This is a genomic window from Undibacterium sp. RuRC25W (genome assembly GCF_049339825.1).
Lineage (GTDB): Bacteria > Pseudomonadota > Gammaproteobacteria > Burkholderiales > Burkholderiaceae_D > Undibacterium.
On record NZ_JBMPPD010000002.1, the window covers coordinates 25,147 to 40,865 of the forward strand.

The 15,719-nt window shown below is 48.5% G+C and carries 16 protein-coding genes; 6 read left to right on the top strand and 10 right to left on the bottom strand.

The window, feature by feature from the left end:
* Positions 1-110: 110 nt before the first annotated feature.
* The 7 genes from purE to ACO0KV_RS01295 all read right to left on the bottom strand — a co-directional run bounded on the left by purE (position 111) and on the right by ACO0KV_RS01295 (position 6,955).
* A complete protein-coding gene (gene purE, locus ACO0KV_RS01265) occupies positions 111-608 on the bottom strand; it encodes a 5-(carboxyamino)imidazole ribonucleotide mutase (protein ID WP_423039104.1) in 498 nt (165 codons plus the stop codon).
* 2 nt (positions 609-610) lie between these two features.
* A complete protein-coding gene (locus ACO0KV_RS01270) occupies positions 611-1,507 on the bottom strand; it encodes a phosphoribosylaminoimidazolesuccinocarboxamide synthase (RefSeq protein WP_423039106.1) in 897 nt (298 codons plus the stop codon).
* Between the two features lie 238 nt (positions 1,508-1,745).
* Entirely contained in the window at positions 1,746-2,810 is a 1,065-nt protein-coding gene (fba, locus tag ACO0KV_RS01275) for a class II fructose-bisphosphate aldolase (protein ID WP_186913820.1), read from the bottom strand.
* A 96-nt stretch (positions 2,811-2,906) separates the two neighbouring features.
* Positions 2,907-4,346: a pyruvate kinase gene (gene pyk / locus ACO0KV_RS01280; protein WP_423039108.1), complete on the bottom strand. Its 1,440-nt coding sequence runs from the start codon at positions 4,344-4,346 to the stop codon at positions 2,907-2,909.
* A 61-nt stretch (positions 4,347-4,407) separates the two neighbouring features.
* The gene (locus tag ACO0KV_RS01285; protein ID WP_423039110.1) at positions 4,408-5,601 is read right to left on the bottom strand and encodes a phosphoglycerate kinase; all 1,194 of its coding nucleotides are present in this window, start codon (positions 5,599-5,601) and stop codon (positions 4,408-4,410) included.
* A gap of 303 nt (positions 5,602-5,904) precedes the next feature.
* A complete protein-coding gene (locus ACO0KV_RS01290; RefSeq protein WP_423039112.1) occupies positions 5,905-6,237 on the bottom strand; it encodes an AzlD domain-containing protein in 333 nt (110 codons plus the stop codon).
* Entirely contained in the window at positions 6,230-6,955 is a 726-nt protein-coding gene (locus ACO0KV_RS01295) for an AzlC family ABC transporter permease (protein WP_423039114.1), read from the bottom strand. The genes ACO0KV_RS01290 and ACO0KV_RS01295 overlap by 8 nt, the downstream gene beginning before the upstream one ends.
* A gap of 311 nt (positions 6,956-7,266) precedes the next feature.
* On the opposite strand from ACO0KV_RS01295, the gene ACO0KV_RS01300 reads away from it, so the two are divergent.
* The 4 genes from ACO0KV_RS01300 to ACO0KV_RS01315 all read left to right on the top strand — a co-directional run bounded on the left by ACO0KV_RS01300 (position 7,267) and on the right by ACO0KV_RS01315 (position 9,689).
* On the top strand, positions 7,267-7,476 hold the full coding sequence (locus tag ACO0KV_RS01300; RefSeq protein WP_423039116.1) for a zinc-finger domain-containing protein: 210 nt from the start codon (positions 7,267-7,269) through the stop codon (positions 7,474-7,476).
* A gap of 64 nt (positions 7,477-7,540) precedes the next feature.
* Positions 7,541-7,972, top strand: coding sequence for a YybH family protein (locus ACO0KV_RS01305; protein WP_423039118.1), 432 nt, complete (start codon positions 7,541-7,543; stop codon positions 7,970-7,972).
* A gap of 119 nt (positions 7,973-8,091) precedes the next feature.
* Positions 8,092-9,048, top strand: coding sequence for a YheT family hydrolase (locus tag ACO0KV_RS01310; RefSeq protein WP_423039120.1), 957 nt, complete (start codon positions 8,092-8,094; stop codon positions 9,046-9,048).
* Complete coding sequence (locus tag ACO0KV_RS01315; protein ID WP_423039122.1) at positions 9,048-9,689, top strand: DUF2946 family protein; 642 nt, start codon at positions 9,048-9,050, stop codon at positions 9,687-9,689. Before ACO0KV_RS01310 ends, ACO0KV_RS01315 begins: the two co-directional genes overlap by 1 nt.
* Before the next feature lie 36 nt (positions 9,690-9,725).
* Here the strand turns inward: ACO0KV_RS01315 and ACO0KV_RS01320 are convergent, their stop codons facing one another.
* Positions 9,726-11,216, bottom strand: coding sequence for a M48 family metalloprotease (locus ACO0KV_RS01320; protein ID WP_423039124.1), 1,491 nt, complete (start codon positions 11,214-11,216; stop codon positions 9,726-9,728).
* A 163-nt stretch (positions 11,217-11,379) separates the two neighbouring features.
* Between ACO0KV_RS01320 and moaC the strand changes: the two genes are divergently transcribed.
* Positions 11,380-11,901, top strand: coding sequence for a cyclic pyranopterin monophosphate synthase MoaC (gene moaC / locus ACO0KV_RS01325; protein WP_423039126.1), 522 nt, complete (start codon positions 11,380-11,382; stop codon positions 11,899-11,901).
* Positions 11,902-11,939: 38 nt separating this feature from the next.
* Here moaC and ACO0KV_RS01330 read toward each other — a convergent pair whose 3' ends face one another.
* Entirely contained in the window at positions 11,940-13,754 is a 1,815-nt protein-coding gene (locus ACO0KV_RS01330) for a Wzy polymerase domain-containing protein (protein WP_423039128.1), read from the bottom strand.
* 76 nt (positions 13,755-13,830) lie between these two features.
* On the bottom strand, positions 13,831-14,601 hold the full coding sequence (tfpZ, locus tag ACO0KV_RS01335; RefSeq protein WP_423039129.1) for a TfpX/TfpZ family type IV pilin accessory protein: 771 nt from the start codon (positions 14,599-14,601) through the stop codon (positions 13,831-13,833).
* A gap of 511 nt (positions 14,602-15,112) precedes the next feature.
* On the opposite strand from tfpZ, the gene ACO0KV_RS01340 reads away from it, so the two are divergent.
* Positions 15,113-15,547 (top strand): pilin, encoded by a 435-nt coding sequence (locus tag ACO0KV_RS01340; protein ID WP_423039131.1) that lies wholly within the window; start codon positions 15,113-15,115, stop codon positions 15,545-15,547.
* The last annotated feature ends 172 nt before the right edge of the window (positions 15,548-15,719 follow it).

Genomic DNA, 15,719 nt, shown 5'->3' on the forward strand with positions numbered 1-15,719 from the left:
ATGAGATTACTTCTTATGCCAATTGGCTCAGGGAAGGAGACGCGGTGATGTTAGCGTCCGATCACACTCCCCCTGAACCAACTATTTCAAACTGCTTTTGCCCATCAACATCAGACTGGCAATACCATGTCGCGTGCTACCTGGGTCTGTTTAGCGCGGAAAGCCAGTAACTTCTCGGCCAATGCCTCATCGGTCGTCGCCAGCATCGCAATCGCAGCCAGCGCTGCGTTCGCAGCACCTGCTTCACCAATCGCAAATGTAGCAACTGGGATACCTTTTGGCATCTGTACGATGGACAACAGTGAATCTTCACCGCGCAGATACTTCGATGGTACCGGCACACCAAATACAGGCACGATGGTTTTCGCTGCTATCATCCCTGGCAAGTGAGCTGCACCGCCAGCACCAGCGATAATGGCGCGAATGCCGCGTTCACGGGCTGTTTCAGCAAACTGGAACATCTCATCGGGCATACGATGGGCAGAAACCACTTTGGCTTCAAAGCCAATGCCGAACTCTTTAAGAACTGAGACGGCATGCTGCATCACGTCCCAGTCAGAAGAAGAGCCCATGACCACGCCGACGACTATTTTTTGCTCTTGGGTCATGATTATGCTTTCAGTTTTTCACCAGTCAGACGCTCCAGCGCTTCCTGATATTTAGCTGATGTTTTTTGGATGACGTCTTCTGGCAATGTTGGCGCAGGCGCAGTCTTGTTCCAGCTCGTAATCGTTTCGAGATAGTCACGCACAAACTGCTTGTCAAACGATGGTGGAGAGATACCCGTTGCATACGAATCGGCAGGCCAGAAGCGGGATGAATCCGCCGTCAACACTTCATCCATCAAATGCAATACGCCATTATCGTCGAGGCCGAATTCAAACTTAGTATCAGCGATGATGATACCGCGCGTCGCAGCATACTCGGAGGCTTCGGTATACAACTTGATGCTGATCTCACGGATTTTAGCGGCGAGCTCTGCGCCAATGCGCTGCTCCATGTCAGCAAAGCTGATGTTCTCATCGTGCTCACCCATTTCCGCTTTTGCAGCCGGAGTAAAAATGGGTTCTGGTAACTTGGCTGCCTGTGGCAAATCGGCTGGCAAAGTGATGCCGCAAATGGCACCAGTCGCCTGATAATCTTTCCAGCCAGAGCCGATAATATAACCACGGACTACCGCTTCCACCATAATCGGCTTGAGACGTTTGGCAACCACTGCACGCCCGCGCACTTGCGCTGCTTCTTCAGGGGCAACAACACTCTCAGGTGCAATACCAGTGAGATGATTTGGTACGATGTGACCCAATTTTTCAAACCAGAAATTCGCCATCTGGTTCAGAACGCGACCTTTTTCAGGGATGGGTTCTGACATGATGACATCGAACGCGGATAAGCGATCGCTAGTTACGATAAGCAATTTATCATCGCCAACAGCGTAGTTATCGCGCACCTTGCCACGACCTAACAATGGCAAAGAATGAAGTGTGGAGTTAATTTGGGTAGTCATGATTTTTCAATACTCTTTAGTGCTGCTGATGAATGCTGCCAATAAATGTTACCTAATGCGTTATCTAAAACGCGATCTAAAACGTTGCCTAAAATAATATCTAAACACGTTTTCTCGACGTTGACACACCGTTTTTTTTACATCGGCGGCTCATCAATGCTGCAAATTTGATAATGCAAAATTACATCTGCAAAAATGCTCAGGGCGCATTTTCTGCGCCCTGAGGTTACACAACAGCTTAGTTGACGATCTGCGACAACGCGCCTTTTTTGTACTGCTCGGCGACTTTTTCCAGCGACATCGGTTTGATCTTCGCTGCCTGACCTTCGCAACCGAACGACAGGTAACGTGCCTTGCAGACCAGTTTAGCCGCTTCACGCGCTGGCTTTAAGTAATCACGTGGATCAAACTTACCCGGATTTTCAAACATGTAACGACGGATCGCGCCGGTCATTGCCAAACGAATGTCTGTATCGATGTTGATTTTACGTACGCCATTCTGAATACCGATGACGATTTCTTCAACAGGCACGCCATACGTTTCTTTCATATCGCCACCAAACTGACGAATCTCTTCGAGCAATTCTTGCGGTACGGACGAAGAACCATGCATCACCAAGTGGGTGTTAGGAATACGTGCGTGGATTTCTTTGATACGATCGATCGCCAAAATATCGCCGGTTGGCTTGCGGGAGAACTTGTAAGCACCGTGAGATGTACCGATCGCAATCGCCAGCGCATCACATTGTGTTTGTTTAACGAAATCAGCTGCTTGCTGTACATCGGTGAGCAACTGTTCACGCGTCATTTTACCGTCTGCACCGTGACCGTCTTCTTTGTCGCCCATCATGGTTTCCAAAGAACCGAGAACACCGAGTTCGGCTTCGACTGTCACACCGATAGAGTGAGAGAATTTAACCACTTCACGTGATACTTCTACGTTATATTCGTAGCTGGCAACACTCTTACCATCTTCCATCAAAGAGCCATCCATCATCACGGAAGTGAAGCCGGATTTAATCGCAGCCATACATACCGCTGGAGACTGGCCGTGATCCTGATGCATAACCACTGGAATATGTGGGTAAGCTTCAACTGCAGCTTCAATCAGATGACGCAGGAATGCTTCACCAGCATACTTACGTGCACCAGCAGACGCTTGCATAATGACTGGCGCGCCGACTTCATTCGCGGCTTCCATAATCGCAGTCACTTGTTCCAGATTATTGACATTAAACGCTGGCAAACCATAGCCGTTTTCAGCAGCATGGTCCAGCAATTGACGCATCGATACGAGAGGCATATTAAACTCCAGAAGTACTATTAAAAATCTTTACACGCAAGCCTGATCTGGCTGACATCACCGCAGCATCAGATCAACATAAAACCAGCATCAAGCTTACGACTGATATTCACCCACTTTGACGATCTTCATGGCGTTGGTACCGCCCACTTGTCCCATCGGCTCGCCCCAGGTCACGACAATCATGTCACCATTGGTGACGACGCCGTTGTCGACCAACACTGTTTCTGCTGATTTCAGCACCGTATCGCGGTCTGAGGAATAAGGCAATGTGAACGTACGGACATTGCGATACAGCGCAGCTTTACGTTGTGTCGCCACGCTTGGTGTCAACGCGAACAGCGGGATATTGATACTGTGGCGGCTCATCCATAACGCCGTTGAACCAGACTCGGTCAATGCCACAATCGCTTTCACGCCCAGATGATGCGCGGTGAACAATGCACCGTAAGCAATGGACTGGTCAATCCGCGTGAAGGTCACATTCAGAAAATCCGCATCGAGCTTATATTCCTGAAATTTCTCAGCTTCGAGGCAAATTGCCGACATCGCTTCAACAGTCTCGACGGGATATTTACCAGAAGCCGTCTCAGCGGATGTCATGACCGCATCAGTCCCATCAAGCACCGCATTAGCGACGTCAGATACTTCCGCACGGGTTGGTACCGCATTGACAATCATCGACTCCATCATTTGCGTCGCGGTGATTGCCAGTTTGTTTGATTCACGCGCCATTTTGATCATGCGCTTTTGCAACGCTGGCACAGCCGCGTTGCCCACTTCTACCGCCAGATCGCCACGCGCCACCATAATGCCGTCGGAGGCATCGAGGATTTCCTGCAACACAGGAATCGCTTCTGCACGCTCGATCTTGGCGATCATCATCGGCTTGTGGTTATACGCTTCACCAGCAATATTGGCTAACTGGCGCGCCATTTCCATATCGGTCGCATTTTTCGGAAACGATACCGCGACGTAATCTGCCTGAAAAGACATCGCTGTTTTGATGTCCTCCATATCTTTAGCTGTCAACGCAGGCGCGGTTAAGCCACCGCCCTGACGGTTAATTCCTTTGTTGTTCGACAGCTCACCACCGATTTTAACGACAGTGTGAATTTCATTGCCAACGATACGCTCAACGATCAGCACGATCAGACCATCATTGAGCAACAGTACATCACCAACTTTGACGTCACGCGGCAAGGCTTTGTAATCCAAACCAACACGTTCTTGATTCCCTAACGCACAATCGGAATCGAGAATAAATTTATCGCCGTTTTCGATCTGAATACGGGTATTTTCAAACTTGCCGATGCGGATTTTAGGACCTTGCAAATCCGCCATAATCGCCACTTCACGACCGCAGTCAGACGCAGCCTGACGTACCATGTTGGCGCGATCGATATGATCTTGCGCCTTGCCATGAGAGAAATTCAGACGCACCACGTTGACGCCCGCACGTATCATCCGTTGAAGGGTCTCAACGTCGTTAGAAGCGGGGCCTATAGTGGCAACAATCTTAGTGGCACGTAACATCTGGTCTCCTGAATGATGATGAATAGCTTGATGCACTGACTGACGAACTTATTTTTTTCGGTTATTTTGCTGCTCTTTGCAGCAAAATTTCTACCGCTGGCAGTGTTTTACCTTCCAAGAACTCTAGGAATGCACCACCACCAGTAGAGATATAACCAACGCGATCAGCGATATCATATTTTGCAATCGCTGCCAGCGTATCACCACCACCGGCAATCGAAAAGCCTGTTGAGCCAGCAATCGCCTGCGCCAGTACTTTGGTGCCGTTGCCAAACTGATCGAATTCAAATACGCCAACTGGGCCATTCCAGACAATGGTGCCTGCAGTTTTAATTTGCTCCGCCAGCAGCGCTGCTGTCGCAGGACCGATATCGAGGATCATGTCATCGTCCGCTACATCAGCCACGGCTTTGACAGTAGCCACCGCGGTTGGCGAGAACTCTTTTGCACACACTACATCAGTCGGGATAGGAACGGAGGCGCCGCGTTTTGCCATCATGTCGATGATTGCTTTGGCTTCGTCAACCAGATCCGCTTCTGCCAAGGATTTACCGATTTTCAGGCCGGATGCCAGCATGAACGTGTTGGCAATGCCGCCACCGACGATCAGGTTGTCGACTTTATCTGCCAACGATTTCAAAATCGTCAGTTTGCTCGATACTTTTGAGCCAGCGACAATCGCCACCAATGGACGCGCTGGCTGCCCCAGTGCTTTACCTAATGCATCAAGTTCTGCGGATAACAAAGGTCCTGCGCAAACCACTGGCGCAAATTTAGCGATACCGTGAGTTGTTGCCTCTGCACGGTGGGCAGTACCAAATGCGTCGTTTACATAAACGTCACACAATGCAGCCAATTTTTGGGCTAAGGCATCGTCATTTTTCTTTTCACCTTTGTTGACGCGGCAGTTTTCGAGCAATGCCACTTGGCCAGGTGCAATATCAACACCGTCAATCCAATTTTGCTTCAACGCAACAGTAAGTCCTAACAACTCAGATAAACGGGCCGCAACAGGAGCCAAGCTGTCTTCTGGTTTGAAATCGCCTTCAGTCGGACGTCCAAGATGGGAAGTCACCATCACCGCTGCACCTGCTTGCAATGCCTGCTGAATCGCCGGTACTGAAGCGCGAATACGCGTATCTTCCGTAATATTGCCTTGGTCATCCTGAGGAACATTAAGATCGGCACGAATAAAAACACGTTTGCCTTGAAGCTGATTGCCTGCGATCAGGTCGCTGAGTCGGTTGAATTGCATCGTGATAGAAAGAGATTTTGCGTGGTTGAAGGAATAACAGCAATCCCGTCCTGGAGTTTAAAAAATAAACAAATAACAAGCCGGACATCAGCATTGTTCAGGGATAGGATTAAAGCGCCAAAACCGCTATTTTACCAAAGCCCCCAGCCGACACCACAGAGTTTTGTATGTGATTTTGCGCCGATGGGCAAGAAATGGCAGGATACCAGTTGAAAAGTATCAATGTAGCAACAATTTACGCAAAAAGCATGCAATAGGAGATACAAAGATTTGCCGCTTGATTTCTCAAGGCATTCATTGAACTTATGAAAACAATCGTAAGCACGTAAATACCACCATGCCAAAAATAATGGTGTGCAACATATTCTTTCTTAGTTGGAAAAAGAGCGTTGCCGCTATCCCAGCAACGAGCTTAGGATTATGCCAACTAAAATCCCACTGATCCGCCCCACTTGGATACATTAAAAAGTCCGGCAGAATAATCGCTGCTAATGCACACGCAGGTGCATAACGGAGCGCCTCCTGAACACGTTGTGGCAATTGGATGCGGTTGCCAGCGAGCCAAAATCCGCTACGCGCAATAAAAGTGGCCAGCCACAAAGCAGCAATCACGATCCAGATGTCGATATCAGTCATGATTCTGTACTTTCATGGATTGGCGTTTAAAAATGACTTCTTCAAGCGCCATTGCAGTCACAATACCGACAAACACCGCCAGCAGCAGTCCCAATTTGTACGGAAAATGAAAACACATTAGCGCAATCCCGCCTGAGACAATAACCCCGACCAACGCTGCACGATTGATAATCAACGGCAACATCACACAAAGAATCGCCAGCGTCCCAGCGACACCGAGTCCCCAACTCGTCGGTACCTGACTTCCCAAAAAAATACCTATCACTGAGCCGACCTGCCATGCCAGCCAGTTAGGAAAAATTAAGCCCTTTAAGAATGCGAGTTTTCCTTTCATATCTTGCAAATCAGGAAAGCGCTGAATAAACAAGCCAACAGCAACATCACCCGTCATAAAACCAAACAAAGCGCGTTTACGCCATGGCAGATGAGAAAAATGGGGTGCTAAGATCGCAGAAAAAATTACAAAACGCAGATTAACCGCCAATGCCGTAGCAAAAATAACCCACACTGGCGCATGCGCGCCAATCAACGGCAAAGAAGCTAATTGCGCAGAACCACCAAAGACAATAAAGGTCATCCCCAGCGCTTGCGGCAGACTCAGCCCAGCTTTGATCATGGCGACACCGACGACTAACCCCCAAGCGCCAATACCAAACCAGGTGGGAGCACCTAGACGCAACGCCTCTTTGATGGCAGCTTGATCAGATTCAAAAGACATGAAATAGTTGAGGACTTACACAAAACGACACTTCCCGTGCCTCCAGTTGCATACCAACATGTCGTGGGCAAAGCAATGTCGTGCAAATCTTTATTTTATAGACGAGCCGTCTATTTTAACTTTGATTATCAAAGCGCGCTAATCAATGACAGTAAATCAATGACAGTAAATGGCTGGAATCCGTTAAAATCACTGTCTCTCTTTTTGAATTGAAGAAAATGGCGAGCCAGAGCCTGCCAGCACAACGTGCTGGTGCAATCATCCCGTGACCATTTACTTCGCAACAGCATCTATTTTTTACCGGAGTCCGTATGTCAGCTACTCAAAGCACACCATCAGCAAATAACGTTGTCGAACTGCAAGCCAAAGATTTACCGGCACATTGCCCCAATCCGGCCATGCCGCTGTGGTCTTCCCATCCACGCGTCTATCTGGACTTGTCCCATGGTGGCTCTGCTACGTGCTCCTACTGCGGCACTCAGTACAAACTGGCACCGGGCACTGTGATCAAGGGTCACTAATTTAGTCAGTGGCGCGAGATCAGGCGTTCAAATCGAGTCAGCAGAATCAACCAGCTTCCTAACCATGCCCGCAAAAAAGCAATTTAATGGCAGTGCCGAGGACGTCGAAGCCGCATTGTATGATGCACTCAGTCGTGCTGATCTCGATGGATTAATGGCGTTATGGGCAGAGGATGAAGAAATCGTCTGCATTCACCCAGGGGCAACTCGCCAGATTGGTCACGCGGCCATCCGCGCCTCATGGGAAGCCATCTTCGAACGTGGAAGCGTTCATATTCAGGCAACGCAAATCCATGCAACACATAATCTTCTCAGCGCTGTTCACAGTGTGATTGAACAAATCCACCGTCCCAATGAAAACATGCCAGATGTCCATATTCTGGCGACGAACGTCTATGTGAAAACCCCACAGGGATGGCGCATCACCATGCATCATGCTTCTGTAGCTGCGGGTAAAGCACCCATCGACTTATTCAAAGCCAGCGTCCTCCACTGACGGGGTCCTACGCAACAGTGGCATCTGCGGTATCATTCCTCCAGAAGCTGCATACGCTTAGGCATTGATGGACCTCGCCCAAGCAACATGCCGATGCAACACCTAACCATAACGCAAGAATGACATATCAGTCTCCACGTTGGCTCCCAGGGGGGCATCTGCAAACGATTTATCCCGCTTTATGGATCAGCAAACCTGAAGTGGACTTCCGGCGCGAACGCTGGGACACGCCCGACGAGGATTTTATCGACCTCGATTTTATTGATGGCAAGCCTGGCCAGCCGATGGTCGTGCTCTTTCATGGCTTAGAAGGATCAAGCGACAGCCACTATGCTAGGGCCTTCATGGCGGCGTTACAGACACGTGGTTGGTGGGGTGTCATCCCGCATTTCCGGGGCTGCTCCGGCGAATTGAATCAGGCACCGCGCTTCTACCATTCGGGAGACGCTCAAGAAATCGACTGGATTTTACGTCGACTGCATCATCGGCATGTTCAGCAACATCCGCACGCCCATTTTTTTGCTGCAGGTGTTTCTCTTGGTGGTAACGCTCTCTTACGCTGGCTTGGAGAATCTCAGCATCAGGCAGATATCGTCCGTGCCGCTTGCGCGATATCAGCACCACTCGACCTAGCGCAAGGCGGCGCCTCGTTATCGAGCGGCCTGAACATGCTATACACGCGCATGTTTCTGAAGACCTTAAAGCCTAAATGCCTCAGAAAACTAGAACAATTTCCAGGGTTGTTTGACAAAAATCGTTTGCTTGAGGCAAAGAATCTCTATGAGTTCGATAACGTCGTGACTGCGCCGCTGCACGGTTATCTGGATACCGATGACTACTGGCATCGCGCCAGCGCCCGGCACGTCTTGCAGGATATTACGCTACCCACGTTGGTACTCAATGCCAGAAATGACCCATTTCTACCAGGGCAATATTTGCCACAACAAGCGGCCTCTTGCGTGACCCTCGACTATCCACAACATGGCGGACATGTTGGGTTTGCCACAGGTCAGGTCCCCGGCAGCCTTGCGTGGTTACCAGAAAAAATTCTCCATTTTTTTGATGAGGCACTCTGATGGATGACATCGTCAAAGCGGCAATGGCCAAATGGCCCAACGTTCCCCACTGCTACGGCTGGCTGGCACTCGATGCGCGTGGTCAGTGGCGCATGCGTGACGAGCGTTGTCAGGCACTAAACCTCCCAGGCGACGTCATCCGCCACCAAACCTTGATCGACTTTATCAATCGCAATTATCAATGCGACGATAAGGGCTGCTGGTATTTTCAAAATGGTCCACAACGCGTGTATGTGGACCTCGATGCGACGCCGTATATTATTCGTACGATTGTCCGCGTCAAAGACACACAACAAACACTCAACAACGATGAAACAACGCTGGGTCTACAACTGCATACCGGTCAATTCATGCCGACCGTGACAGCGGCATCAATGGATGCTGATGGCAACATCGTGCTATCTACCGGCAAACTGCTCGCGCTGGTTGATGGCAGAGATTTAGCACAGGTAGCAAGTCACCTGCAGATTGACGGTCAACACGCGACAGATGATGCTCTGTTACACTGGCTGGAGACATCAGGGAGCAACAATACGCTGACACTGAATTTATATGAATCAACCACGCGACACATCCACGTTCAGTTCAGCACTATCCATACGCTCATGACCGTGTCGGGTAACATTGCAACACCACGCTAAAAGGCCGACTGCACGGCAGAACGCCCGATCGGATCATTAGTGCCGTTGCTTACGCTCCTCAGCGAGTTCCTCTTTGTGACTTTCTTTCCAGTCTCGCTCATTCGCATCAATGACCGACAGCTCATAATAGCCAGCATCTTTCTCACGTCTTGCAATATCGAGCTGTTGCAAGGCTGCCCCCCAACTATTCTGAATGGCCAATGCATCCGCCAACGCAATATGCTGCAAGGATTGCTTACCTTCTGCAGCATATACTTTGGCGAGGAGCTTTTGTAACTTCGCATCCTGACGATACAAAACGAGCTGATCACGTAAAAAAATGCCCGCTGCCTGCTCTTTCTTGGCATCTAATAACGTATCAACATATTGATAAACCAAGCCCCTTGATAAGGGCAACTGCTGTATGGCCCGCTCCGCCTCAGTGCTGGCCTGAGAAAATTGTTTACTTCCCGACAGAATATCAATACTCAGGCTATCAAATGCACTACTCACATCGAGTACGTATTTTTGCGACGCTGAACGGGCAGTTTGTGATCTTGCCCGCTCAAGTAATTCGCGGGCCTTCATAAAATCTCTCTGTCTACACGCAACAAAAGCCAGGCCGTAGGTCGCTGCGATCTGATCGACCTCACGCTCGGATTTGAGCTGTAGATCAAATAGTTGCTTTGCGTCTATCAATCCTTGTATGGTCGGATCTTGTAGTACACGGACGCGGGATTCCATCAAAAAAAACTCGAGGCCGTCCGCATGTTGCTTATAGCGTAAAGTTTGTGCCCGAGCCTGAATATCTGCGATACGTTCGCTGGTCAACGGGTGACTTCGCAAAAAATCAGGGGCATTATCAGTATAGTTACGGGTTGATGCTTGTAGTCGTCCAAAAAAAGTCACCATTCCCGTCGGATCGAAACCCGCGTCTTTTAAAATCTGAAAACCAACACGATCCGCTTCACGCTCCGCATCGCGGCTAAAATTTAATTGCTTTTGTATTGCTACACCCTGCCCCCCTGCGGCAACAGCAATTGCCGCATCAGGACTCGAACGTGCAGCAAGGACCGCTAGCGCAAGTGCAACTAATGGAATGTAGGAATCAAACTTCTGACTCGTCAACATCCGAGCGATATGTCGCTGCGCCACGTGACCAATTTCATGGCCAATCACCGATGCTAACTCGGACTCGGTTTGTGCAGTCAATAACAATGCTGTATGCAGTCCAATAAACCCACCCGGAAATGCAAAGGCATTCAAAACAGGGTCACGCACCGCAAAAAATTCAAAATTATAAGCCGCCTCGCCGCGTGCATCTGGATGCGCATCCAGTAACTGATTACCTAAGCGGTTCAGATACTCGGAAACGGGGCCGTCATCGATATAATCGGGGTCGTTTCGAACCACATTCATGATTTGCTCCCCCAGCTTACGTTCAGCCAGTGGGGATAAATCTTCACGCGATGTATCTCCAAGGGTTGGCAGGTTCTGCGTTGCTGAAGTCGATTGGCTAAAGGCAGTAGGCACGTAGCAGCTCGACATCACCAGTGTTGCGATGAGCGATTTTATGAGCGTTGCCCTCAGCTCACGCCTGAATCGAGGCAGTTGTCGCTGACCAGAGAAGCTTTTTCTTGTGACGGTGCTATGATGTCTGTTAACAGCGTTCGTTCCAAATTTCTTCAACTTTCCTCCTGACGTGACCTTCATGGCAAACGATTTACAACAAACTCAGCTAACCCACTTTGACCGCGATGGTCAAGCACATATGGTTGATGTCGCAGAAAAACAAGATACCCATCGCATTGCGATTGCCTGCGGTACCATCCGAATGAAACCAGAGACACTGGCAATTATCACCCAGGGTACCGCAAAAAAAGGGGACGTCCTAGGCATTGCCCGTATTGCAGCAATTATGGGCGCAAAACGTACCAGCGATCTGATCCCGCTATGCCATCCGCTCGCCATCACTAAGGTACAGGTTGATTTTAGCATCAGCACTGAAACCAACAGCATACAATGCCAGGCGCAAGTCGAGACAATCGGTAAAACTGGAGTCGAAATGGAAGCACTCACATCCGTCCAGATCGGCTTACTCACCATCTATGACATGTGCAAAGCCGTTGATCGCGGCATGGTGATGAGCAATATCCGGGTCATGGAAAAACATGGTGGAAAATCGGGGGATTGGGTTAGTCTAATTGACCAAACTACCCCTGACGCGGCTTAAGACGAATGCGTAGTTAGATACCCCCGTAAAAACCAAATTTACGGGGAATCCCTTGGTGGAACATGTGCAAAAACTACTGCATAGCGTGAATCCAGCGCAGATTTCGCCTTCCAGTAATCAAAATATTCGGGATACGCGTCGGGATGCAAACGCTGTAGGGTTTGCATCTCCCGAACCGCTTTTTGCGACTCACCATTGAGTACATGAATCTCTGCCAGTTTGTTCAGAATATGGACAAAACCAAAGCGCGGTGTCCATTTTTCAGCAAACGCAATGTCTTTAGCTGACATGCCTTCATCAGCATCCATCTCCATGAGTTTGAAATAGTCAAAAAATTGCGGATACAGCGTAAAAAGAGGCTTTTCTAATTTTTTAAGACCAGCCGCTGAAGGCGTTGGCTCCCACCGCAATACGTTAAAGCCAGCAACCACTCGTTGATAATCCCAAGTCATGTAGCCGATACAGGCAAACGCTAAAACAACAACAGAGATAACAAGTTTCGGACTGAGGGCCACTACTCTGGTTGGCCAGCGCAATTGATGTTGCATCCCCATCAAAAGTGCGATGGGTAACAAGATATAAGCATACCAAAGTGGAAATTCAACCATGCTATGTACCAAGGCGGCGAGCAAACACATTCCGGAAAACTGTAATGGCAACAGCTTTCTGGCAGCGATAAAACTTTGCCAGAACCACCACGCAAAGGATACTGATAGCGTCAGCGTCAGTGGCCACCCAATTTCCGCAGCAAAATTAAGAATCAGGTTATGTGCATGCTCTGCATAAGTCGATGAAGAAAAATCAGCTGCAATCTGTACCTGCCCAGCACCAAAGCCAAACCAGCCTACGCCACGCCACGGATGCATCTGCGCCAACGTCCACGCTTGTAGCCACAATCCTTTGCGTTCAGATCGCCCACCCACATGTTCTGCCACATTACCACCAGACATGCCAACAGACGCCGTCATCAATGGTAATAAAAAAACAATCACAAAATACAAACACAGTAAAGCGACGATCGCTACCTGCTGGCGACGCGGAGAATCCCGATTCTGCGCGATCAGCATGATGGTAAAGAGCGGTAAGATAATCCAGCCAATTCTTGATTGCGTCAATGCAATACCAACAATCAAACAGAGCGCCACTAAAAATGACTGGCTTTTCGTTAAATGATTCGCTACGTCATTTTTTTTAAACAAATACCACACACCGGCGAGCGCGAAGCAAAATAGCAACGCTAATTGATTCGGTTGGGCGATATTCGCGTAGGGACGACCCAGCGTCTGGGTAAAGGGAAGATACATGATCATGGGCGACACATCAATCCCAGCGACCTGGATCAACTGCATCAAAAAAGAAAGCACACCCGCAATCAGAAAAACACTAGCGACTAATACGCAAAAGTCTTCCCGACCGCGCTCCGTCGCCGTCAGTGTCGCACCTAAAATCAACGCCACGCCCATCAGTAAAAAATACTGTGCAGGAATCAACGCATCAAACCAAGTAGTTCGATACGGAGAACTCACATCCATCGCAATGATAAATAATAAGGCAACCGGAAAAACAATCAAGGTCGGCACATGCAATAGCAGCTTTTGACCTCTTGCCAGCCATGCCAGACACGCCAACGACAGGAGCATCCCGGAAATAATACTTAGCTCGTGATAATAGCTTCGAAGTGGATGCACATGCCAAGGCAATAAAAAGGACAACAACATGCCAACACTAAGTAGGGCATAAGCCGCATCAGTTTTGCGGTTAGCCCCTGCTGAAACCGCAGCCCACTTCCATAAACCCATAAGGTCGACCGTATCAAAGTAAATCAAACAAATAAAATAACGTACTGCGGGCATTGAGTGAAAACCCGCAGCGCCAGAAAAGACAATCGGCAACCAAGCGGCCGATTCCCCGCCATCACGCGATGAACGACTAAAAATACCCTTCCAGTGGCAAAAATCCTATGATCTTGCCGTTAGTAGCGTTAATCAGCACCGTCCATGTCACCCGTCGTGATACCAGCGGTAAATAGCGTGTTGTTTCCCGAGTAAGTCCAGCTTGGCGAATCATGGCATCAATGATTGGCGTTGAACTGGCGTATTGTTTAAACAAGCGGTCCAGAGGTTTGGCCGCCTTAATGATCTCTTGTTCATGGCCATCGTAGGGAACCCAGAAACTGGGACGAGTACCGATATCCGCACCAGACATCGCTCCCATGATGGCATCATATTTCTCGCTATCGTTTGCTGAGCGCGTACTCATCAATACGGGCCCCGTCATCGATAAACTTCTAAACCGCGGTAAAGCCTTCGGTAACTCATCGGTCTGGACTTCGACGTTGGTTACCACCCTGAAGCGTTGCCCACCTTCAAACACCAGCGCGACTGGTCGTGCAATGTACACCGTATGCGCCCCATAAGTCAGTGCGGCTAATTGTACGATCCCAATCACCGCCAGATCGCGTACCAGAACCGCTCTCTTTTTCGTCGCATCAAAAACGACAAACGTAAGGAGTGGCCCAAGTACAATATCTACCGAACACACAAGCACCAACAAACCAAAGCCACCGCAAATAGTGTCATAAGGAATCGGGTACCATACAAAAAAAACAACCGCGGCCACTACCGCTGCAATCACAGCAGAAAGTGTGAGATGAATTCCGGCAGCCTTTAAACGAGATTTAATTTGGAATTTGCCTAACATGATGTATCACTGATATCACTAATAACAATTAAACAAACCGGAAGCTAACCGTCAACGCTACTTTTGCATCCGTTTGATAGCTTACGAAGAAAATCGAGACATTAACGCCCTAGCACGGCAAACGTCAATCATTCCATGCATTTATTAACCGCCTCAGAAATGAAAACGCTTCATCAAGGTTCACAACCAATATGTTGAACATAAATTGGCATCCCATACATAGGTAGGTTGCCAAATTTTGTCATAAGTCAAAAATTGACATATTTTGTCAGTATCAACAGAGTGAATTTAACTTGATTTTCTCAGTATTTTTTGGGGACGATTCTAAACGATGTCCCCGCGCAAAAAGAATAAATGCATCGTGTCCGTCAGGAATCAGCTAGTAAACATCGTGCCATCAATTATTTTTAGTGTAACAAATAAATAAATCGCTATCGCTTTAATCAACTCTGGCACACTAAATGCTTATGCAGGCTTGTAGTTCATTCCCTAACACTCAAGGAGTTTTTAAATGAAAATCACTAAAAGCATGATTTCTCAAGCACAAAAAGGTTTTACGCTGATCGAATTGATGATCGTTGTTGCGATTATCGGTATCTTGGCAGCTGTTGCATTGCCAGCTTACAAAGACTACACAGTTCGCGCTAAAGTTTCTGAAGTGATTTTGGCTGCTTCCGCTGGTAAAGATGCAGTTGCTGAGTTCTTTGGTGTTAATAATGCATTACCATCAACATCATCTCTGACATTGGCATCCCAAACGACTAAATATGTAGCAAGCGTGGCATGGAATGGTACATCCATCGTTGCTACTTCAACGACTGCTGAATCTGCGATGTCCGCTGGTTCTATCGTGTTGAGTGCAACATCAGCTGGTGTTGGTCAGCTGAACTGGGCATGCACAGGTAACGGTATTGCAAGTAACTACTTGCCAGCTAGCTGCAAATAAATTTTTCTCAGTAATAAAAAAAGCTCCGAATTTTGTCGGAGCTTTTTTTATTGAGATTCGATTTATCAATCGTGGGCAACATCGTTTAAAAGTTATATTTTCAACGCAGCCAATTTGATGCTGATACGCTAATTGTTAGCGACGTCAATCACTAGCAGACCCAACATGAACC